Genomic DNA, 21,899 nt, shown 5'->3' on the forward strand with positions numbered 1-21,899 from the left:
TCACGGTGAAAAGCCGCTGTGCAGGCGCAGCGGTTTTTTTTTGCAGCTCTGGGCCTACCTACTAATCGGTAGCAGTCCATTCATAAAGACGGAGTCACAGCCATGCCACACCCTGTATCCACCCTTGGCGCCATCCATACCGCCGTCAGCGTGGCGACCTTCGTCGCCGGGCTCTACAGCTATGCGCGCCATCATCAGATCGAGCCCCGGGAGCCAGTTGCACGCGGTTACCTGTTCGGGATACTGGTGTCGGTACTGACCGCGTTCGGCCTTTCCAGTACCGGCGGATTCAACGTCGGGCATGCGCTCGGCATCCTCGCGCTGCTGGTGGTCGGAGCGGCACTGGTCATCCCCAGGCTCAGCCTGCTGGGGCGTGCGCGGCCCTACCTGGCGCAGCTGGCATTCGCCTTCAGCTTCTTCCTGCTGCTGGTACCGGGGATCAACGAAACCCTGACGAGACTGCCAAGCGGCCAGCCATTGGCGGACGGCCCCGAGTCGCCGCTGGTGCGCGCCGCGTTGGCCGGATGGTTGGGGATTTTCGTGGTAGGCGCAGCGGTACAGGCCTGCTGGATCAGGTTGCAGCGCCGCAGGGCACCAGCGCTCTGATCGCCGAGGCGACAGCGCAGCCACTGTGGCTGCGCTGTCACTAGCCGCTTACTGAAACCATTGCCACAGCAGCAGGGTGCCGACCAGCCCAACCACCGAGACGATGGTCTGCAGCACCGACCACACCCAGATCGTCTGCTTGAGTTGCAACCCGAAGTACTCGCGGACCATCCAGAACCCGGCATCGTTGACATGGCAGAAGAACACCGAGCCGGCACCGATGGCCAGTGCCACCAGCGAACTCTGGGTGGTCGCCAGGCCCGCCATCAATGGCGCGAGAATACCGGCAGTGGTGGTGGTCGCAACGGTGGCCGAGCCTGTCGCCTGGCGCAGCGCCACCGCGATCAGCCAGGCCAACAGCACGTACGACAGGTGCGCGCCACTGGCCACCTTGCTGATCGTGTCGCTGATGCCGGCTTCGAGCAGGGTCTGTTTCAGGCCACCACCGGCTCCGATGGTCAACAACAGCACGGCGATCGGCGCCAGGCTCTTGCGCAGTACGCTGCCGACCTGGTCACGGGCCATACCGATCGACCAGCCCAGGCAGATCACCGCAGCGATCACCGCCAGCCCCAGGGCAATCAGCGGCTCACCGAGAAACTTGAGGGTCAGCGCCAGGGTGCTTTGCGGCGCCATGGCGACCTTGGCCAGCGTACTGCCCAGCATCAGCAGCACTGGCAGCAGGATGATCAGCAGCGATACGGCGAAGCTTGGCTTGCGCCGGGTCTCGACCTTGGCGGTGAACAGCGCACCCAGTTCCGCGGGTTCCTGCACATCCAGGCGTTTCGACAGCCAGATACCATAAAGCGGGCCGGCGAGGATCACTGCCGGCACGGCGATGCACAGGCCCAGCAACATGGTCATCCCCAGGTCTGCATGCAGGGCGCTGACTGCGATCAACGGCCCAGGGTGGGGAGGCATCAACGCGTGCAGGGTGGTCATCCCGGCGAGCGCCGGGATCGCCACCTTGAGCAGCGGCTGCCCAGACTGACGGGCGATGACGAAGATCACCGGCACCATCAGCACCAGGCCGACTTCGAAGAACAGCGGCAAGCCAATGACCATCGCCACCAGCGCCATCACCCAGGGCAGCGCCTTGCCCCGGGCATGGCGTAACAGCGTCGAGGCAATACGATCAGCGGCCCCGGACTCGGCCATCAGCGCGCCGAGCATCGCGCCCAGGGCAATGATGATCCCGGCCTCGCCCAGCAGACTGCCAGCGCCTTTGCCGAAAGCCTTGGCCACCTCCTCTGGCGGCAGGGTAGCGCCCAGGCCGGCCACGAAGGTACCGATCAGGATCGAAAGGAAGGGTGGCAACTTGGTGACGCTGATCAACACGATGATGGTGGTAATGGCCGCCAGGCAACAGAGCACCAGGCGGGTGTCGTGGGCAAGCCACGCGGCATGTGAAATATCCAACGGAAACCCCTTCTTGTAATGTCTTGTTACGTCTCTTGAAGGAATATACCGGATGGATTCATATAGACGACTAGCTGATCCCGTTTTTCAGGGTTGCAAGACATGAAAGTTTTTTCAGAAACCACGTAACCCTGCATCGTCCTCGCAAACCTGCTAAAACTGGCCGCCGCGCGCCACGCGCAGCCCACCCACCCTAGGAGAGAGTCATGATCAAGACCGGCGATTCACTGCCTGATATCACGCTGTACGCCTACAGCAACGGGGAGGGCGCCTGCGCGATCGGCCCGAACGCGTTTTCCATCCGCGAGCGCTGCCAGCAGCGCAAACTGGTTATTTTCGCCTTGCCCGGCGCCTTCACCCCTACCTGTTCCGAACGTCACGTCCCCGGCTATGTTGCGGCGGCCGACGCGTTCTTCGCGGCGGGTATCGACGAAATCCTCTGCGTTTCCGTCAACGATGCCTTCGTCATGAATGCCTGGGGCAGCAGCCTGCAAGTAGGCGATGCGGTGAAGATGATTGGCGACGGCAATGGCGAGTTCGCCAAAGCCCTGGGTTTGAGCCAGGATCTGTCGGCTCGCGGCATGGGCCATCGTTCCCAGCGTTACGCGATGCTGGTCGAAGATGGCGTGGTCAGGCACCTCGCGGTCGAGGCGCCCGGCAAGTTCGAGGTCAGCGATGCGCAGAGCATGTTGAAGTGGGTTCAACAGTTATAGGGCCAGGTAGCGTTCAGCCTTTTTCATATGGCAGGCCCTCAAGGCAGGCCATACGCAGCAACTTGCGAAACTTCGGGCAGACTAGGTGCGACGGCGCCGGGCATTCGGCGACGTGTCGCAGCAAGCTGCTGAGCGCTGTCATCCTGCGGACCTGGCGGTCGAGCTCATCGGCGCGCTGGTGCAGAGCCGGGCGGGGCAGGTCCGGCTTGCGGTCCTTGCCGAACATGCCCTTGATCTCCTCCAGCGAAAAGCCGGCGGCCTTGCCCAGCGAAATCAGGGCAAGTTGCAGCAGGGTGTCTTCGCTGTACTGGCGACGCAGCCCACTGCGGCCAACGGACTGGATCAGCCCGACTTCCTCGTAGTAGCGCAGGGCAGAGGTCGTCACACCGCTGCTTTTCGCCAGCTCACCGATATCGACGATTTTCATGCTTGACTTCAAGTTGACTTGAAGTTGCATCGTAGGCCATCGCCTTTCGATCAACAAGAAGTCAACCATGAACGATGAACCAGTTACAAAGATGAACAAGCCTGTACTGGCCGCGCTGGCAGGCTCGATCCTGCTGGCCTCGCTCGGGGTCAGCATCGCCACGGTAGCGCTCGCGAGCCTGGCGCGGGTGTTTTCGGTCAGCGTGCAGCAGGTGCAATGGGTCGTGCTGGCCTACTTGCTGGCTTTGACGGCAGCCATCGTCGTGGCGGGGCGGATGGGCGATCTGTATGGCAGTCGCCGCGTACTGCTCATCGGCCTGGGGGTGTTCACCGTGGCCTCCGGTGCCTGTGCCCTGGCCCCAGGGCTGGATTGGCTGATTGTTGCGCGGGCAGTCCAGGGGCTGGGCGCGGCGGTGCTGATGGCGCTGCCGCTGTCCATCGCCAAGGGCCTGGTGGCCAAGGAACGCCTGGGTACGGCAATGGGCCTGCTCGGAACGATGTCAGCCATCGGCACAGCGCTGGGGCCCTCCCTGGGCGGCGTGTTGATTGGCGCCTTCGGTTGGCGTGCTGCATTCGTTCTGTTGTTGCTGTGCGGCGCCAGCATGCTGGTGCTGACATTGACCGGCATACCCCGGACCAAGGTCCCCAGTGCACGCATTACGCGGTCCTCAACCCGTCCGCTGATACCGCTGGCCGTACTACGCAGGCCGGGGGTCGCCACGTCGCTGGCAATGAACATTCTGGCAGGCGCGGTGATGATGTCCACGCTTGTGGTGGGCCCGTTTTTCCTTTCGTTCGGCTTGGGGCTTAGCGATGCGCAGATGGGGGTGGTGATGGCTGCCGGGCCGATCGGCGCGGCAGTCTCAGGTGTTCCCGCCGGGCGCGTGGTTGACCGGTTCGGAACCCGTCGAACCCTGCTCGGCGGCCTGCTGATCGCCGGCGCAGGCCTGGTGTGTTTCGCCGTGCTGCCCAGGCTTATCGGCGTTGCAGGCTATGTACTGGCTTTGGTGTTGGTCACACCGGGATTCCAACTGTTCCTCGCAGCCAACAACACCGCCGTGATGGCCAATGCCACGGAGGAATACCGGGGCCTGCTGTCAGGGCTGCTCGGTCTGTCGCGCAACCTGGGCTTGATGACCGGCGCCGCCGCGCTGCCGCTGTTGTTTGCCTGCCTGCTCGGAACTCATGGCCTGGCCGACAGTTCGGCGCAGGTCATTGGCACAGCCTTCTCCATCACCTTCCTGTCGGCAGCGGGTCTGTGTGTGCTTGCCGTCGCGCTTGCGCTGCTGGATCAGCGCAAGCGCGGCCCCTATGCGTCTTCTGTCGCGCAAACGGGCAATCACAACGGATAACTAGCCAATCACTGCCGGCGACAGCAGATCCTGCAGATCGATGGCGTAGTACATCTCGCGGCGAACCCGATCAGCCACGGCGTTGACCACTTCTGCGCCATCCTGGGACGGATCGACGTGCACACGGAACGGGCGCTTGCCCAAAGGCAGGCCAACCACCCGCACGATCTCGCGCGCCACTTCGGCAGGGTCGGCGTCGTCAGGCTCCAGATGCTTCAACCCGTCTAGCGCCTTGCCCGGCACATCGGCATAGGGGCCGTTCTCATATTCCGCGGCAATGGCGGTGTCGGCCGGCTTGCCCGAACGGGCGAAGTGGTTGGTCCCTTTGGTGAACGCGCCTGGCACCATGATGGTGGTCTCGATGCCCCAACGCGTCAGCTCGGTCGAATAGGCCACGGCCAATGCATCCATCGCAGCTTTCGCCGCGAAGTAGGGCGCCAGGAACGGTGGTGTGCCGCCGCGCGTGGATGAGGACCCGACCCAGACCAGCAACCCCTTGCCCTGCTTGCGCAGGTGGGGCAGGGCAGCGCGGTTCACACGTTGCGTGCCCAGCACGTTGACGTCGTATTGCTGCATCAGTTGTTCCGGGGTGAACGCCTCCGCCGGGCCGAACACCATATGGCCGGCATTGTGCACGAGCACATCGAGGCGCCCGGCGTCCTTCATGATGTGTGCGATGGCCGCCATGGAGGACGCATCCGATTGCACGTCCAGCTCGACGGTGCGCAGGTCCGAAGCGTTATCCCTCGACCATTGGGCGAGTTCCAGCACTCGCGGTGCATTACGGCCCTGGGTTTCGCGCATCGAGGCGTAAACGGTATGACCGGCGTGGGCCAGGGCCTTGGCGGTCATCAGGCCGAAGCCAGATGACGCGCCGGTAACGAGGATGATCTGGGGCATGTCATGTCACTCCTGGGAGACAAGAAAGGGACGAGTTATCCGGATCTCATCGCGCTGTCGTGGGTATGCACCGCGCTACCGAGTGGGATATGACCCCTACAGTACGGGATGCATGGGCATGAATAATCACCGAGAATTCGTTATTAGAATTCCATCTACGTAAACAGTTATCGTCAGAAGAAGGTGGGCAAACCCCGCGCGCGTGGGGGCTGAAAGTTTAATGTGCAGCAGCATTGACGCCGCTGCCGAAGCAGCAGAGCCTTGTTCACCGATACGACTCGACATTCCCTTATCAATCTGGGTGCGCGCAGCATGATCAATCGCTTGGCTTTGATGTATCTGCTGTCTTCAGGCCTGCTGTCGGGGGCATCCTCGATGGCGTTGGCGCAGGAGTTCGCATGCAGCGCACCGCCACCCGCCGAGACTTCAATCGGCGGCATCGGCTATTACACCGATGCCGCGCATTCCAAGGTCGATCCGCGCCTCAAGGCCGAGAGCGAGGCAGAGCTCAAACCCTTTCACGACTTCTCCGACCGGTTGACGGTCATGACCGACGACTACCTGGGCAAGAACGATCAAGGGGCAGGGCGCTGCGCATTGGCCTGGCTGAATGCTTGGGCGAGCGCAGGCGCGATGCTTGGGGACATGGTACATACGAACAATGACCAGCCCGACTACACCCGGCAATGGACTCACGGCACCGCTGCGCTGGCTTACTTGAAGACAGAGGCGCTTGCGACGCCCGAGCAACGCAGGGTGATAACCAATTGGCTGCGAAGGTTAACGGCGCTCAATCTGGCCTATTGGGAAAACCCGAAGCACAAGCGCAACAATCATTACTACTGGACCGGCATCGGTGTAATGGCGACGGCCGTGGCAACCCATGACCCTGACCTGATGCAAAAAGCGAAGGGGATCTATCGCACCGGCATCAATGCCATTCAACCGGACGGCAGCCTGCCCATGGAAATGGCCCGCAAGCGCTTGGCATTGCATTATCACGACTATGCCATCGCGCCGTTGGTGCTCATGGCCGAGTTGGCACGGATGCAGGGCGAGGACTGGTACGCCTACAACGGCCGGGCCATTGAGCGGCTTGCCGACCGAGTGGCTGAGGGTTATGCGAACCCCAGCGGGTTCGAACGAGAGACTGGGGTCAAGCAAGCGCAAGCAAAACCCAGAGGGTCCAGTGGTTGGGTGGAGTTCTACCGTTTGCGCACGCGCCATCCCGAATTGTTCGACATGATGCATGCTGCCGGACCATTTCGTGAGCCGCGACTGGGTGGGGACCTTACGTTGATGGCCAGTCGCGGATTACGCTGAATTCAAGATCGAAGCGGTCAAGCAGGAGACCGAGCGCGCTGCCGACAGCGCAAGGCGGGTGGGGACTTGGCCCCACCCGATCAGAGCACTTTATCGAGCGTGATGGGAAACTCCCTCACACGCTTGCCCGTGGCATGGTAGACCGCGTTGGCCACCGCAGCGGCCACCCCGACCACTCCAATTTCGCCCACGCCCTTGGACCCGAGCTCATTGACAATCTCGTCGTGCTCTTCAACGAAGATCACGTCGATATCCTCGATGTCTGCGTTCACCGGGATGTGGTACTCCGCGAGGTTGTGATTGACGATGCGGCCCAACCGATGGTCGGTCAGCGCTGCTTCATGCAGAGCCATTCCCACCCCCCACACCACGCCTCCCAGGATCTGACTACGCGCGGTTTTCGGGTTGACCACGCGCCCAGCGGCCACAGCGCTGACCACACGTACCACCTTGATCGTGCCAAGGTCTTCGTCGACGTGGACTTCCACGAATACCGCCGAATGCGTGGCGGTGGAGAACGGTTGGCGCCGGGCGCCGGGCTCGGCGTCGATCTGCACTTCGAACTCACCGTCGGGGGCGCTCGCCACGATGTCCGCCAAGGCCCAACGCTGGCTACCAGCGTGCAAGTAGCCATTGGCAAAAACGATCTGCTCCCAGGGGGTGCTGGCCACTTGGGGGTACAGGTTGCGCGCATGCTCCAGCACCTTGGTGCGCAGAACCTGGCAGGCCTGGCGCACGGCCGAGCCCACTGACGACACCGTGAACGATCCGCCTTGAAGCGGTGCGGTGGGCAGTGAAGAGTCACCCAGCACGAAGGTGACATCCTCCACCCTGGTGCCGGCAGCGTCGGCTGCGATCTGTGTCATGACGGTATAGGTGCCGGTCCCGATATCGGTGGTGGCACTGCTGACGGTGAGATGGCCCTTGGCATTGATGCGCGCCTTGGCGCTGGCCTTCATCTGCATGGCTTCCCAGACGCCACCGGCCATCCCCCAGCCGATCAATTGGTTGCCATTGCGCATGCTGCGCGGTTGGGGGGGGCGCTCATGCCAGCCAAAACGTTCGGCACCTTGCTGGTAGCAGGCCAGCAATTCCTTGCTGGAGTAGGGCTTGCCCTCGTTGCCATTGTTGGCGGCGAAATTGCGTCGGCGCAGCTCTACCGGGTCGATCTTCGCTGCACAAGCGAGCTCATCCATAGCGCATTCCAGCGCAATCATCCCGGACCCGGCCCCAGGTGCCCGCATGTCCAGCGGGGTGTACACATCGAGCGAGGCCAAGCGATAGCTGAGCGTGACGTTGTCGCACTGGTAAAGCATGCCGCTCCATTCCACCAGGTGCTCGGTGAAGTCCTCGAATCGGGAGGTCTGGCCAAGCGCATCGTGAGCGATTGCCAGCAAGCGCCCGTTTGCGTCTGCCCCCAGGCGCAAGCGTTGCTCGGTGCGGGGCCGGTAGCCAAAGGTGAACATCTGTTGGCGGGTCAGGGTCACGCGCACCGAGCGCTTCAGGTGCAACGCCGCCATCACTGCCAGCGGCAACTGGTACTGCGGGCGCAAGCCCGAGCCGAAGGCTCCGCCGACGAACGCCGCGCGCACACGAATATTGGCCTTGGGCAGGCCGAACACCTTGTGCAGGTAGTCCTGGCAGTTCTGCGTGCCTTGGGTCTTGTCGTGGATTTCCAGCGTGCCGTCGGCCTTGTAGTGCACGGTCGACGCATGGGGCTCCATCGGGTTGTGGTGCTCGTTGGCCGTCAGGTAGGTCGCATCCACCTGCACCGGCGCACCGGCAAACTGCCCGGGGAAGTCGCCACGTGGCGCCGGCGTTTCGGCGGGGGCCGGATGCGACTGCTGGCATGCGCCCAGGTCTGTCTGGTGAGCCTCTTCGGCATAGTCGATCTTGAGCAGCGAGCCTGCATACCGGGCCAGTTCGAGGGTTTGAGCAACCACCAGCGCTACCGGTTGCCCGCTGTAGAGCACTCGATCATTGAACAAGGGCCGAAACGGCGAGCCCTCGGCAGAGTCGGCATCGCTATAGTCGTCGTCATAACTCGATATATGCGGACGATGGCCATGGTCGAGCACGGCGATTACCCCGGGTACGCGCAAGGCCTGCGTGCTGTCGATGTCGAGTACCCGACCGCGGGCGATGGTACTGGACACGACGCTGCCGTGTAGCAGGCCCGCCTCGGGGTATTCGCCCGCATAGCGGGCCTGCCCGGTGACCTTCGCCACACCGTCCACCCGGTCCATTGGCGTGCCGACTACTGGTGTGCTTTTGATCATGGTCGTGCTCCCCCGTTAGCGGCGCCGCGCGCCGCGTCATCCAAGGCACGCACGATTGCTCGCTGAGCGAGCGTTACTTTGAAACCGTTGTGGCTCAGGGGTTGTGCACCTTGCAGCAACGTTTGCGCGGCGCGGGTGAAGAGGGCTTCAGAAGGCACCTGGCCGACCAACATGCGCTCGACAGCCAGGTCCCGCCAGGGCTTGTGGGCAACGCCGCCCAACGCCAGGCGGGCCTGTTGGATCACTTCGCCATCGAAGCTCAAGGCTGCAGCGACTGATACCAGCGCGAACGCGTAGGAGGCGCGGTCGCGTATTTTCAGGTAACGGTAATGGTGTTCGAACATTGGGGGCGGCAGTTCGATGCCTGTCACCAGTTCATCGAACGCCAGTTGATTGTCGCGCTCGGGGGTGTCCTCGGGCAGGCGATGGAAATCCGCGAAGGGTATCTGCCGTTCACCGGACGGCCCCTGTACGTGCACCACGGCTTCGAGCGCTGCCAATGCCACGCACATGTCCGAGGGATGGGTCGCGACACAGGCATCGCTGGCGCCGAGAATGGCATGGATGCGGTTCATGCCCTTACGCGCAGGGCATCCGCTGCCCGGTTCGCGCTTGTTGCAGGGGGTGCCGGTGTCGTAGAAGTAGTAGCAGCGGGTACGTTGCAGCAAGTTGCCACCGGTACTCGCCATATTCCTCAACTGCGGCGATGCCCCAGCCAGGATCGCGTCTGACAGCAATGGATAATGCTGCTCGATCATCGGGTGCCAGGCCAGGTCGGCATTGCTCACCCGTGCACCGATCAGCACACCGCCGCCGGGAGTAGGGTGGATATCGTTCAGCCCGAGTCCGGAGATGTCGATCAGGCGCGTGGGGCGAACCACGTTTTCCTTCATCAGGTCGACGAGGTTGGTACCACCCGCGATGAAGTGCGAGCAGGCGTCAGCCAGGTTCACCGCTTCGCTGACCGAGTTGGGCTTGTAGTAGCTGAAGGGCGTCATAGATTCTGCCCTCGTTGTGGCTGGTTCCCATCCCTCATCAACGGCAGGGCTTCTTCCACCGCCGCGACGATGTTGCCATAGGCACCACAGCGGCAAAGATTGCCGCTCATCTGCTCGCGAATGGCCTCCCGGTTGTCGGCACGGCCCTCGTGAGCCAACCCGACTGCCGAGCAGATCTGCCCCGGGGTGCAGTAACCGCACTGGAACGCATCGTGGGTAATGAAGGCGCGCTGCATGGGGTGCAGGACGTCGCCGCTGGCCAGTCCTTCGATGGTCACCAGGTCGGCCCCGTCGCACATGATGGCCAAGGTCAGGCAGGCATTGACGCGCTTGCCATCGCGTAGCACCGTGCAGGCGCCGCACTGGCCATGGTCGCAACCTTTCTTGGTACCGACCAGGTCCAATTGCTCACGCAGCAGGTCGAGCAAGGTGACCCAAGGATGCACCTGCAGTGTTCGGGACTGACCATTGAGGGTCAGACAGATGGGGTGCGTTTCAGCCCCATTGGAAGAGATCGCGCTCATGGTGAGGTCCTCACGGTCAGGGTACGCGCAGTGTGCTGCGTCTCTGTCGTGCGACAGGCCCGGCTGACTAAACGTTCAGCCGGGTCGCCGAGGTGGCGGTCACTTCTTGCCAGGCAGCACCGGCTGGTGGGCCATGCGGGCATCGTAGAGGCTGGTGAGCAGGTACAGTGCGTCTGGGTCGGAGGTGCTCATGCAAACACCGAGCTCGCTTCATGAGCAAACGCAGTGGCAGCGCAGCCTCTAGACGAATGCCGATAGTCGCTTCACATCCGGCGGCGAGTTACCTTGCCAACGTGTTCCCGCGATATCACGGGGTCAGTCCGCAGCAGTATCAAGCGCAGCTGGCGGAGCAGGGGGAGGGGGCATCAGTGTGCGCTGTGCCCCATGGCCTGACGGCGTGTCGTTCAAACTTGGATATTTAAGCATCAGAAAACGAACTGGTGCCCCAGTTCCTTCTCTACCCAATGCAGAAAACACCGCACCCTAGGAAAGGCTGCGTGGGCCTTGGGAAACACCAGATGGTGCGCAGCGACCGGTGCACCCAGGGCCTCGGGCGCCACTTTCACCAAGGTCCCGGCTTCCAGGTATTTCTGGGCCAGCAAGCCACTTTCCAAAGCGAAGCCCAGGCCGTGGCTGGCGGCCTCCAGGCTCATATAGGAACGGTCGAAGCTCAGCGCATAGGGTTTTTCGGGCCGTGCCAGCCCGTGCTGGGCAAACCACGCCGGCCACCTCAACAAGGTCGCCTCGGACAGGATCAGGTCGCAATCGAGCAGGTCGCTGGCATCATGCACCGGGTGGCGGGAGAGGAGCTTGGGTGCCGCCAGCACCTCGAAGGTCTCGTTACTTACCGTGCGGACTTCGTAACTGGGCCAGTTCGGATCGCCATGGCGAATGTCCACGTCGATCTTGTCACGGCTGAAATGCAGCGCCTCGTAGGAGCATGACAAATTGATCTGAATGGACGGGAACTCCTCGCGAAACGCCTCGAGACGCGGCATCAGCCAGAGCAGGCCGAAACTCGGTGAAGAGTGCAGGCGCAGGCAGTCAAGGCTGACATCGCTGCTGGCACGTTCGGTGGCGATGGCAAGGCTGTGCAGGATACCCGAGACGTCTTTCAAGTACTGCTGGCCAACTGAGGTAAGGGCTACGCCACGTGCGCCACGCACGAACAGCTGTCTGCCGATCATGGCCTCGAGTTTGGCAAGCTGATGACTGACCGCCGAGGGGGTCAAGTCCAGCACCTCGGCAGCTCGGGCAACGTTGCCGAACCGGGCGGCCTGCTCGAAAGCCTGGATGGTTTTGAGCGGTGGCAGTGGCGATGCCGCGTCGTTTACCGAGCGCATACAGATTCTCCAAAGCGTTATTTTTATTCGGGGAAACCCGTAGGATAGCGCAGAAGGGCTGAATTTTTTTCAGCATCGGATGATTTTCACGTTATTGCTCACGTAGCTCGCGGGCCACAAGCTGAACCCACGATTCCTGAATCGGCCCATAACAACAAACAGAGGGTTCACACATGCTTCTCCAAGGTAAAGTCGCGATCATCACCGGCGCAGCGTCCGCACGAGGCATTGGCCGTGCCACGGCCGCAACGTTCGCTCAGCAAGGTGCCCGCGTGGTAATCCTCGATCTTGACGAATCTGCCGCCCGCGATGCTGCCGCCTCACTGGGCGAAAGCCATCTGGGCCTGGCGGCGAACGTCGCTGACGAGGCCCAGGTTCAGCGCGCTGTTGCCACGGTTGTCGAACATTTCGGCCGCATCGACGTGTTGATCAATAACGCCGGCATTACCCAGCCGCTGAAGACCTTGGATATCCGTGGCGCTGATTATGACAAGGTGCTGGATGTCAGCCTGCGGGGCACGCTGCTGATGTCGCAGGCGGTGATCCCGCAAATGCGTGAGCAAGGCAGCGGCAGCATCGTATGCATGTCCTCTGTTTCTGCACAGCGCGGCGGGGGCATTTTTGGCGGCCCGCACTACAGTGCCGCAAAGGCCGGCGTGCTGGGCCTTGCCAAGGCGATGGCGCGTGAACTGGGGCCGGACAACGTGCGGGTCAACTCCATCGCACCGGGTTTGATCCACACAGACATCACCGGTGGGCTGATGCAGGATGAGCGCCGCCACGCGATCATCGAAGGCATCCCCCTGGGCCGCCTTGGCCAGGCCCAGGATGTCGCCAACGCTGCACTGTTCCTCGCCAGCGACCTCTCTACCTACCTGACCGGCATTACCCTGGATGTCAACGGCGGGATGCTGATTCACTGAGTACACGTGGGCGGGCCGGCCCCCGGCCCGCGCGGTTCTGGATCAATGACAGCCAAGTTTCAGGCCTGGCTGCCAATAACAACAAGAGATCAGACCAGCATGACTACCTTATCGCTCGAAGCGGTTTCGACCGTGCGTATCTCCGCCTACCGCAAGACCGCCTGGCGCCTGATGCCGTTCCTGATGCTCTGCTACCTCTGCGCCTATCTGGATCGCGTCAATGTCGGTTTCGCCAAGCTGCAGATGATGAACGATCTCGCCTTGAGCGAGACAGTCTACGGCCTGGGTGCGGGCATGTTCTTCATTGGCTATTTTCTCTGCGAGGTTCCCAGCAACATCATCCTTCACAAAGTGGGCGCACGGGTATGGATCGCGCGCATCATGATCACCTGGGGGATCATTTCCGCGCTGTTCGCATTCGTCGAAACAGCGTGGCAATTCTACGTCCTTCGATTCCTCCTAGGTATCGCCGAGGCAGGTCTTGCGCCAGGGCTGCTGCTGTACCTTACCTACTGGTTCCCTTCCTATCGCCGGGCACGGATGACGGTGTTGTGGTTCATCGCCATTCCACTGTCGGGCATGGTTGGCGGGCCTCTCTCCGGTTGGATCATGAACCAGTTTGCCGGCGTGCACGGTTGGGCCGGTTGGCAGTGGATGTTTGTGCTCGAAGCGGTGCCGACGGTGCTGGTTGGCCTGCTGGTATTGGCTTACCTCAAGGACGGCGTGCACCAGGCCACGTGGCTGAACGACGAAGAAAAGGCCCTGGTTACCCGCGAACTGGCCGAGGACAACCAACAGAAAGTCAGCCATGGTTCGGTGGGGGAATTCATCCGCGACCGTCGGTTGTGGTTGCTGGCTGGCATCTACTTCTGTGTGGTCATGGGCCAGTACGCCATTACCTTCTGGCTACCGACCTTGGTGCGCAATGCCGGTGTATCTGACCCGCTCCACATCGGCATGCTGTCCAGCCTGCCTTACCTGTGCGCCATTGCCGCGATGCTGCTGGTCGGTCGAAGCGGCGACAAGCACCGCGAGCGCCGATGGCATCTGATCATACCGATGATTGTCGGCGCCATCGGGCTCAGCCTGGCCGCATTGATGGGCGGCAACGTGACACTGTCGATCCTCAGCTTGTGCCTGGCTGCGTCGGGAATCCTCTCGGCCACCTCGCTGTTCTGGATGCTGCCCACCACGCTTCTGGGCGGTGTGTCCGCTGCCGCAGGCATCGCCGCCGTCAACAGCTTTGCCAACCTGGCCGGCTTCTGCTCGCCCTACCTGATTGGGTGGATCACTACCCAGACCGGGTCCAGCGCCATCGGCATGTATCTGATTACAGCCGTCCTGCTTGCGGGGGCCTCGTTGGTCCTGCGCATCCCCGCTGCAGCGGTCAATCGTTGAGTTAACGGAGCTACGTAATGAATACGAACACTATGCTGAAGCCCGCCTTGAGCCTGGCCGAGCGCGCGCACAATATCCGTCGCCATGCGTTGCGCATGGGGCAGGTGCAAGGTCAAGGTTATGTGGGGCAGGCCCTGGGCGCTGCGGACCTGCTGGCAGTCTCTTACTTCCATGCACTGAGCTATCGGTCCGATGATCCTGACTGGGAACCGCGCGACCGCTTCTATCTGTCCATCGGTCATTATGCCATTGCGCTGTATGCCGCCTTGATCGAGGCCCGAATCGTCCCGCTCGATGAGTTGGAAACCTATGGTTCGGACGACAGCCGCCTGCCCATGTCCGGCATGGCCGCTTATACGCCGGGCATGGAAATCACCGGCGGTTCGTTGGGGCAGGGGTTGGGTATTGCGGTTGGTGCTTGCCTGGGCCTCAAACGCAAGCAATCGACTTCTTTCGTTTACAACCTCTTGTCAGATGGTGAGCTCAATGAAGGCTCCACTTGGGAGGCCGTCATGTCGGCCTCTCACTGGAAGCTCGACAACCTCATCGCCATCGTCGATGTGAACAACCAGCAGGCCGATGGTTATTCCAGCGAAATTCTTTCTTTTGAACCGATCGTCGATCGTTGGCAGGCGTTTGGGTGGTTCACCCAGCGAGTCGATGGCAATGACATCGAAGCCCTGGTCGCAGCGTTCGATGCGGCGCGCAATCACACAGGCGCGCAACCGCGCGTGATCATTTGCGATACGAAGATGGGCAAGGGGGTACCGTTCCTCGAAACGCGGGAAAAGACCCACTTCATACGCGTGGAAGAACATGAATGGGCGTTGGCGCTCAACAATCTCGAAGAAGGAAAACAGTGATGAGCAAGCCGAATAGTTCTACTTCGACTGCCGAGCCAACCAAGAAGCGCCTGACCACCTCGGCCATGATCGCCTCGATCGCCGCTGAGGGCCAAGCGACCCGCTCGGCGCCCTTTGGCCATGCCCTGGCTGCGCTGGCTGAGCAGCGCCCTGAAATTGTCGGGCTGTCCGCAGACTTGTCCAAATACACCGACCTGCATATTTTTGCCAAGGCGCACCCGGACCGCTTCTACCAGATGGGCATGGCCGAGCAACTGTTGATGAGCGCGGCTGCGGGCATGGCAAGGGAGGGGTTCGTACCCTTCGCCACCACCTACGCCGTGTTTGCCTCGCGGCGCGCCTACGATTTTATCTGTATGGCAATCGCCGAGGAGAATTTGAACGTGAAGATCGTCTGTGGGCTGCCCGGGCTCACTACCGGTTATGGCCCAAGCCACCAGGCGACTGACGATCTCGCCATCTTCCGAGCGATGCCAAACCTGATGATCGTCGATCCCTGCGACGCCGTGGAGATCGAACAGGCAGTGCCGGCAATCGCTGCTCACCAGGGGCCAGTCTACATGCGCCTGCTGCGCGGCAACGTACCGGTAGTGCTTGACGAATACGGGTACAAATTCGAAATCGGCAAGGCCAAGACCCTGCGCACCGGCAGGGACGTGCTCATCATCTCCACCGGGCTGATGACCATGCGCTCGCTCGAAGCGGCCAACAAGCTCCAGGCCGATGGTGTCGACGCTGCTGTATTGCACGTGCCGACCATCAAGCCTCTGGATGAACACACCATCCTGGCCGAAGCGAAGCAGTCCGGGCGGCTGGTGGTCACCGCCGAAAACAGCAGCATTATCGGCGGTTTGGGCGAGGCGGTTGCCGGGTTGTTGTTGCGCAGCGGTGTTACGCCGACGTTCCGCCAGATCGCGCTGCCCGATGCGTTTCTCGATGCCGGTGCCTTGCCGACATTGCATGATCGGTACGGCATATCGACCGACGCCGTATGTGCTCAGATCAAAGCCTGGCTTTGATATAGCTCGGCTAGGAGGGCATGGAGGCCCCAATGAGTTCCCAAAGTCTTTGCGGCGCCAGTCAACGAGCGACAGGCCATGAGCAAAGCTCCAATTGAGCATTTTCGCCAGACCCATAATGCAGCTGTGGTACTTATGAATGAAACCCAAGCTTTTGGAGTTCTGGGAAACGGGGGGTGTGGGGATTTGACCGGAGGTATGTGGGATTGGACACTGATCGAGGTCAACTCTCACAATACTAAATTTAACATAATATACATTATGCGTATTTCTGTATTTCCCATACGAGCCACACCCAAGGTACATTCGACTCTCAGCAAGCCCCTCATGAGCCTTCACCCTTCAAAGCCGATCAAGGATGCTCCAGTTCATGTCTCACCATCCATCCGCAGATCAGATCATCAGTCTCTACGACCGCCACGCCGCTACGTGGAGCGATCTGCGCGTCAACCATTTCATCGACCGCAAATGGATCGAACGCTTCCGTTCATTGCTACCGCCGTCTGCGACCGTTCTGGATCTGGGCTGCGGCTCCGGCCAACCCGTGGCACGTTATCTGATCGACGCCGGCGCGTCTGTCATCGGTGTAGATTCGTCTGAGCAGATGCTCGCACTGTGCAGCGCGCAATTTCCAACGCAGGAATGGATTCACGCGGACATGCGCACATTGGCGCTCGATCGCCAGTTCGCGGCCATCCTCGCCTGGAACAGCTTTTTTCATCTCAAGCCCGACGATCAGCGCAAAATGTTCCCGATATTTCAGCGTCATGCCGCACCTGGAGCGCTGCTGATGTTCACCAGTGGGCCTTCTCATGGCGAAGCCTTGGGCGTATTCGAGGGTGAAACGCTGTACCATGCGAGCCTCGACCCTCAGGAATACACTGCACTGCTTGCCAACCACGACTTTGAGCTGCTGGAGCACATCGCAGAGGACGCGGAATGCGGTGGCCAGACGGTTTGGCTTGGGCGTCGCCTGTCTGATTAATAGGCATCTAAATTATAGCTACGCTAAATAGTTATTTAGTTGAGTTATGCTTACCACGCATTATGTCCGCCCCCAGATCCCTCGCCGACAGCACGCAAGCCGACAAGCTCACGCGCACTTAGCTACGCCCTGCCCTCACACCTGAGGTGCATTGAGCAACTCCAGGACGAAGTCGAGAAATGCGCGCACCTTGGCCGGCGGGTGATGCCGCGAAGGGTACAGTGCATACAGCGGAAAACGCTCGTCCGGCCAGTCGTCGAACAGCTCGACCAGGCGGCCCTCGGCCAGTAGCTGCTCGCTACCCAAAGCCATCACCTGCGCAACTCCGTAGCCGGCAAGGCAGGTGCTGTGCAGACTGCCCACATCGTTGACCAGCAATTGCCCGCGCGTGTCCACGGTCAGGCGCTCGGCACCGCGGTGAAACTCCCAGGCAAAAGGCTGACCACTCTGCGGATCGCGGAACTGGATGCAGCGATGTTCGCTGAGGGCCTGCGGCTGTGCCGGGCGGCCAAAACGCTTGAGGTAGGCCGGTGCAGCCACGGTGAGGATGCGAGTGTCCAGCAGCCTGCGCGCCACCAGGCTGGACGTACGGGGCTCGCCGAAACGCACGGCCAGATCGAAACCTTCGGCGACCATGTCGCCCAGGCGATCGCGAGTGATCAGTTCCAGGTTCAGTTGTGGGTGCGCCTCGAGTAACCCGCCCAGGCGCGGCCCAAGTATCAGGCGAGCGAAAAACGGATCGACATTGACCCGCAGCCGCCCCCTGACCACCCCTGCCCCCTCGGTCACCGAGCTGGCCGCCTCGTCCAGCGCTGCCAGCAACGGCACCACCTGTTCGTACAGGCGGCGCCCCTCGTCGGTCAGAGTGACCGAGCGTGTGGTGCGGTCAAACAAGCGAATCCCCAGGCGTTTCTCCAGGCGCGCCAACGCCCGGCTGACACCTGGCTGGGACATGTCCATCACCTCGCCTGCAGCGGCAAAGCTGCCACTGTCGACGATGGCGACGAACACACTCATGCCACTGAGGCTGCGCTCATCGAAACTCATATTGATGCCAATCAGTCATTATTGAAATGAGCTTCATGTTATCGATTAATCAATCGACGCACCACAGACTGGCTCCCGAACGCGGCGCTGTGCCGCCTCCCACTCAGGAGTTACATACCATGTACGTTATCACTGGCATCACCGGCCAAGTCGCCAGCGCCCTGGCGCGCAACCTGCTGGCCGCAGGCAAGGAGGTGCGCGCTGTGGTGCGCGATGCCGCCAAGGGCGAAACCTGGCAGGCCCAGGGGTGCAGCGTCGCGGTAGCCGACATGCGGGACCGTGTCGCCCTGACTCGTGCGTTCCAAGGCGCCACCGCTGTGTTCGTGCTGCTGCCGCCGAACTTCGACCCTCGCCCTGATTTCCCCGAAACCCGCGCGATACTCGCCAACCTGCACGCAGCACTGCTGGCCAGCCAACCGGAACGCGTAGTGTGCCTCTCCACCGTTGGCGCGCAGGCCAGCCACCCTAACCTGCTATCGCAGCTGGGTGAAATGGAACATGTGCTGGGGCAGCTGCCCATGCCGATAACGTTTCTGCGCGCTGCCTGGTTCATGGAGAACAGCCTGTGGGACATTGCCCCTGCTCGGGAACATGGCGTCCTGTACAGCTTCCTGCAACCGCTGGACAAGCCGGTGCACATGGTCGCCACGGCCGATGTCGGGCGCGTTGCAGCGCAGTTGCTGCAGGAGCCTTGGGAGGGCGTGCGGGTGGTGGAGCTGACCGGCCCGCAAGCGATCTCCCCGCTGCAGCTCGCTGCCACGCTTGGCCAGGTGCTCGGGCGTGAAGTGAAGGCGCAAGCAGTTCCGCGCGATAGCTGGGAGGCACTATTCCTTGAGCAAGGGATGGAGAATCCGGTACCGCGCATGCAAATGCTCGATGGCTTCAATGCGGGCTGGATCGACTTTGAAGGAACGCCGCGCCAGGCGCGCACCGATCTGCAGACGGTATTGGCGGGGTTGGTCGAGCGGAGTTGAGCACGACTCTTTGGCTGGCGCGCCCTGCAGGGCGCTTCAGCTTTCAGGGGTGGCCATAGAAGTATGGTCGACCTCAGTCGCCATAACATACCGTGATACGTACCACGTATGCTTCAGCTCAAACCACCAAATCGACGGTAGAAACTCTCGCTGGCATCCGGCAGCGGTCCGTCCGCCGTCTCCAGCATGTCATTGAGCCAGGCTTCAGCCTTGGGCGACACCAGGCGATAGAGGTTGCGGCACAACTGGCGCGCTGCACGGCCCTCCCAGTCACCGGGCAGCAGTTCATCGGGCAACTGCGGATCGCGCAACAGCAAACGCCGGTATTCGTGGATCAGCAAGGTGCGCGCCAGGAAGCAATCCTGCGCCTCCAGCGTTTCCTGTTCGCGCAGTGCCTGCCACAGCGGACGGAACAGGCGAATGAACTCGCTGTAATGCTGGCCCAGCTCGTCGATCCCCCAGCTCTCCCTGACCTGCGCGCGCATGGCCTTGGAGGCGAGAATTTCCTGGGCATGGGTCTCGAAGACGATACTGTCTTCCTCGGCCTCCAGCTCGCGCAGGGTCGCCGCCAGATCCGCACGATCAGCACGCGGGCAACCCATCACGTTAGGGGCGATGGCTCCGAATCCTTGCCACTCCAGCTCTTCACGTACCGACTTGCGCTTGGCTACGTCCAACTGCGAGAGCAGCACCAGCGTCCAGGCGCCGTCCCAGGCTGGCAGGCTGGCACTGTAGACCCGTTTGAATGCCTTCTCGAAACGCCGTCGGCCGGTGCCGGTCAGGCTGTAGTAGCTACGGCGACCAACCTTTTCAGCGGTCAGCCAGCCTTCTTTTGTCAGGCGGAAGATCGACGTGCGAATCAGTCGCTCGTTAATGCCGAAGGGCTCCAGCAAACCGATCAGGCTACCCAGCCACACCGTGCCACCGTGGGGCTCGACGGCATCGCCATACAGCGTGATGATCAGCGAGCTGGCGCGGATTGGCGTCTGCTCCTGGAAGCGGGTGATCAGGTGATTCAGGGGTGCGAGGCTGCTCATGGGGGAACTGGGCGCGGAGAAAGCCCCGACTATACCTTTACCCCGCCCCGCCTGGCCATGGCGCGACACGGCAATGCTCATGCGCCATGCCCCGTCTTCGGCCGCAGGCCGGTATCGCCCATGCGCGGGCGTGCGGGCTCGACCGCACTCAGCGGTGAACACTCCACCATCGACGCCATGCAGCGTCTGGCGAGCGCCTGGTACTCCTGCGTGCCGCGCTGCTTCCAGGCGACCTCCTCATCGCTTAGCGTACGCTTGGCCTGGGCCGGCGAGCCCACCACCAGGCTCTGCGCCTCGCAGGTGAACCCCGCCTTGACGAATGCCGTGGCCGCCACGATGCAGCGTGGCGCGATATGCGCACCATCCATCACCACCGCATTCATGCCCACAAGCGCATCCGCCCCTACTCGGCACCCGTGCAGCACCGCGCCATGCCCAACATGACCGTTGCGCTCGATGACCGTGTCGCCGCCCGGAAAGCCATGCATCACGCAGGTGTCCTGCAGATTGGCGCCCTCCTCCAGGACGATGCGCCCAAAGTCGCCCCGCAACGCAGCGAGAGGCCCGACATAACAGCCGGGGCCGACGATCACATCGCCGATCAGGACGGCACTGGGGTGGACGTAGGCGGTGGGATGGACCACTGGGGTCAAGCCGTCGAGGCGATAGCAGGGCATGGGAGCGACTCAATGTGATTCATTAAGGCCAAGGATCATGTATCACTTCAAATAGATCAGTCAATTTCGAAATTGCTGTATCGCTTTCTTTAATCCTCCCTCTCATCAACTGGTTGCCCGGAACCTATGCGCACAAGGGGTTTCAGCGATCCCGGCGATCAGCACTCAAGATTTAGATACATCATGTTAATTTTGATGTTGATATTTCGTATCGCTTTGCGCCTATACTTGCGCCACCACTGCAACCGACTCCAAGAACTGGCCGGCCCTGACCGGCGCCAAACGTGCAGCCTGAGGTACCACCATGCCAAGCAACCTCGTTGTGCAGGCCCCGGCGGACGGTGTCCGCCTGATCACCCTGCACCGCCCGCAAGCCCTCAACGCCCTGAATACTGAGCTGCTGGCAGAGCTCGCCGACGAACTCGACGCTGCCGGCCATGACGAGCACACCCGTGCGGTGGTCATCACCGGCAATCGCAAGGCCTTTGCAGCAGGCGCGGACATCAACGAGATGGCCGAGCGCGAACTGGTTGGCATCCTCAACGATCCCCGTGTCGCCCACTGGCAGCGCATCGCCGCTTTTCCCAAGCCTCTGATCGCCGCCGTCAACGGTTTCGCCCTCGGCGGCGGCTGCGAGCTGGTGATGTGCGCTGATATCGTTATCGCCGGGTCCGAGGCACGCTTCGGCCAGCCAGAGATCAACCTCGGCATCATTCCCGGCGCCGGCGGCACCCAGCGCCTGCTTCGCGCAGTTGGCAAGCCACTGGCGATGCAGCTGGTGCTCACCGGTGAAACCCTTGATGCCCGCCGTGCCCTGCAAGCCGGGCTGATCAGCGAAATGACCCAGCCCGAATTGACCGTTGAACGCGCCCTGCAGGTCGCTTGCAGCATCGCGCAAAAGGCGCCCCTGGCCGTGCGCCTGGCCAAAGAAGCGCTACTCAAGGCCCAGGATACCGACCTCGCCAGCGGCCTGCGCTTCGAGCGACATGCCTTCACCCTGCTGGCCGGCACGGCCGACCGCGCCGAGGGCATCCGCGCTTTCCAGGAAAAACGCCCGGCCAGCTTCATCGGCCGCTGACCCACCCGATTCCAC

At 62.0% G+C, this 21,899-nt stretch carries 21 protein-coding genes; 11 read left to right on the top strand and 10 right to left on the bottom strand.

From position 1 onward, the window contains the following. The first annotated feature begins 102 nt into the window (after positions 1-102). Positions 103-606, top strand: coding sequence for a hypothetical protein (locus F6X62_RS12210; protein ID WP_153773649.1), 504 nt, complete (start codon positions 103-105; stop codon positions 604-606). 48 nt (positions 607-654) lie between these two features. Here the strand turns inward: F6X62_RS12210 and F6X62_RS12215 are convergent, their stop codons facing one another. Then, positions 655-2,025: a gluconate:H+ symporter gene (locus F6X62_RS12215; RefSeq protein WP_153773650.1), complete on the bottom strand. Its 1,371-nt coding sequence runs from the start codon at positions 2,023-2,025 to the stop codon at positions 655-657. 206 nt (positions 2,026-2,231) lie between these two features. Between F6X62_RS12215 and F6X62_RS12220 the strand changes: the two genes are divergently transcribed. Beyond that, a complete protein-coding gene (locus F6X62_RS12220) occupies positions 2,232-2,738 on the top strand; it encodes a peroxiredoxin (RefSeq protein ID WP_125929905.1) in 507 nt (168 codons plus the stop codon). Between the two features lie 13 nt (positions 2,739-2,751). Here F6X62_RS12220 and F6X62_RS12225 read toward each other — a convergent pair whose 3' ends face one another. Continuing rightward, positions 2,752-3,165, bottom strand: a complete 414-nt coding sequence (locus F6X62_RS12225; RefSeq protein WP_153773651.1) for a helix-turn-helix domain-containing protein — start codon at positions 3,163-3,165, stop codon at positions 2,752-2,754. Positions 3,166-3,232: 67 nt separating this feature from the next. Between F6X62_RS12225 and F6X62_RS12230 the strand changes: the two genes are divergently transcribed. Continuing rightward, entirely contained in the window at positions 3,233-4,516 is a 1,284-nt protein-coding gene (locus F6X62_RS12230) for an MFS transporter (RefSeq protein WP_256674031.1), read from the top strand. Here the strand turns inward: F6X62_RS12230 and F6X62_RS12235 are convergent, their stop codons facing one another. Beyond that, entirely contained in the window at positions 4,517-5,416 is a 900-nt protein-coding gene (locus tag F6X62_RS12235) for an SDR family oxidoreductase (RefSeq protein WP_153773652.1), read from the bottom strand. 312 nt (positions 5,417-5,728) lie between these two features. On the opposite strand from F6X62_RS12235, the gene F6X62_RS12240 reads away from it, so the two are divergent. Continuing rightward, positions 5,729-6,739 carry an alginate lyase family protein gene (locus tag F6X62_RS12240; protein ID WP_178117546.1) on the top strand — a complete coding sequence of 337 codons (1,011 nt, stop codon included), beginning with the start codon at positions 5,729-5,731 and terminating at the stop codon, positions 6,737-6,739. Positions 6,740-6,819: 80 nt separating this feature from the next. Here the strand turns inward: F6X62_RS12240 and F6X62_RS12245 are convergent, their stop codons facing one another. From F6X62_RS12245 to F6X62_RS12260, 4 genes are all read right to left on the bottom strand, one after another. Continuing rightward, on the bottom strand, positions 6,820-9,018 hold the full coding sequence (locus tag F6X62_RS12245; protein ID WP_153773653.1) for a xanthine dehydrogenase family protein molybdopterin-binding subunit: 2,199 nt from the start codon (positions 9,016-9,018) through the stop codon (positions 6,820-6,822). Beyond that, on the bottom strand, positions 9,015-10,016 hold the full coding sequence (locus F6X62_RS12250) for a xanthine dehydrogenase family protein subunit M (RefSeq protein WP_153773654.1): 1,002 nt from the start codon (positions 10,014-10,016) through the stop codon (positions 9,015-9,017). Before F6X62_RS12250 ends, F6X62_RS12245 begins: the two co-directional genes overlap by 4 nt. Continuing rightward, complete coding sequence (locus F6X62_RS12255) at positions 10,013-10,540, bottom strand: (2Fe-2S)-binding protein (RefSeq protein ID WP_153773655.1); 528 nt, start codon at positions 10,538-10,540, stop codon at positions 10,013-10,015. The genes F6X62_RS12250 and F6X62_RS12255 overlap by 4 nt, the downstream gene beginning before the upstream one ends. 425 nt (positions 10,541-10,965) lie before the next feature. Then, entirely contained in the window at positions 10,966-11,883 is a 918-nt protein-coding gene (locus F6X62_RS12260; protein ID WP_112898264.1) for a LysR substrate-binding domain-containing protein, read from the bottom strand. A 173-nt stretch (positions 11,884-12,056) separates the two neighbouring features. Here F6X62_RS12260 and F6X62_RS12265 point away from each other — a divergent pair, with 173 nt between their 5' ends. The 5 genes from F6X62_RS12265 (at position 12,057) to F6X62_RS12285 (ending at position 17,071) form a co-directional block, all read left to right on the top strand. Next, a complete protein-coding gene (locus F6X62_RS12265) occupies positions 12,057-12,806 on the top strand; it encodes an SDR family NAD(P)-dependent oxidoreductase (RefSeq protein WP_153773656.1) in 750 nt (249 codons plus the stop codon). Positions 12,807-12,905: 99 nt separating this feature from the next. Next, positions 12,906-14,204 carry an MFS transporter gene (locus F6X62_RS12270; protein WP_153773657.1) on the top strand — a complete coding sequence of 433 codons (1,299 nt, stop codon included), beginning with the start codon at positions 12,906-12,908 and terminating at the stop codon, positions 14,202-14,204. 17 nt (positions 14,205-14,221) lie between these two features. Further along, positions 14,222-15,067 carry a transketolase gene (locus tag F6X62_RS12275; RefSeq protein WP_063544917.1) on the top strand — a complete coding sequence of 282 codons (846 nt, stop codon included), beginning with the start codon at positions 14,222-14,224 and terminating at the stop codon, positions 15,065-15,067. After that, positions 15,067-16,086 (top strand): transketolase family protein, encoded by a 1,020-nt coding sequence (locus F6X62_RS12280; protein ID WP_153773658.1) that lies wholly within the window; start codon positions 15,067-15,069, stop codon positions 16,084-16,086. Before F6X62_RS12275 ends, F6X62_RS12280 begins: the two co-directional genes overlap by 1 nt. A gap of 370 nt (positions 16,087-16,456) precedes the next feature. Then, entirely contained in the window at positions 16,457-17,071 is a 615-nt protein-coding gene (locus F6X62_RS12285; protein WP_153773659.1) for a trans-aconitate 2-methyltransferase, read from the top strand. 135 nt (positions 17,072-17,206) lie between these two features. Here the strand turns inward: F6X62_RS12285 and F6X62_RS12290 are convergent, their stop codons facing one another. Further along, positions 17,207-18,118, bottom strand: a complete 912-nt coding sequence (locus F6X62_RS12290; RefSeq protein WP_153773660.1) for a LysR family transcriptional regulator — start codon at positions 18,116-18,118, stop codon at positions 17,207-17,209. Positions 18,119-18,237: 119 nt separating this feature from the next. On the opposite strand from F6X62_RS12290, the gene F6X62_RS12295 reads away from it, so the two are divergent. Continuing rightward, positions 18,238-19,092, top strand: coding sequence for an NmrA family NAD(P)-binding protein (locus F6X62_RS12295; RefSeq protein ID WP_153773661.1), 855 nt, complete (start codon positions 18,238-18,240; stop codon positions 19,090-19,092). 113 nt (positions 19,093-19,205) lie between these two features. On the opposite strand, the gene paaX is transcribed toward F6X62_RS12295, so the two are convergent. Further along, positions 19,206-20,129, bottom strand: a complete 924-nt coding sequence (gene paaX / locus F6X62_RS12300) for a phenylacetic acid degradation operon negative regulatory protein PaaX (protein ID WP_178117547.1) — start codon at positions 20,127-20,129, stop codon at positions 19,206-19,208. Between the two features lie 77 nt (positions 20,130-20,206). After that, positions 20,207-20,806 (bottom strand): phenylacetic acid degradation protein PaaY, encoded by a 600-nt coding sequence (gene paaY / locus F6X62_RS12305; protein ID WP_063544942.1) that lies wholly within the window; start codon positions 20,804-20,806, stop codon positions 20,207-20,209. Positions 20,807-21,110: 304 nt separating this feature from the next. On the opposite strand from paaY, the gene paaF reads away from it, so the two are divergent. Further along, the gene (paaF, locus tag F6X62_RS12310) at positions 21,111-21,884 is read left to right on the top strand and encodes a 2,3-dehydroadipyl-CoA hydratase PaaF (protein WP_153773663.1); all 774 of its coding nucleotides are present in this window, start codon (positions 21,111-21,113) and stop codon (positions 21,882-21,884) included. Positions 21,885-21,899: the final 15 nt, after the last annotated feature.

The sequence above is a fragment of the Pseudomonas sp. MNR3A genome (genome assembly GCF_009650575.1).
GTDB lineage: Bacteria > Pseudomonadota > Gammaproteobacteria > Pseudomonadales > Pseudomonadaceae > Aquipseudomonas > Aquipseudomonas machongensis.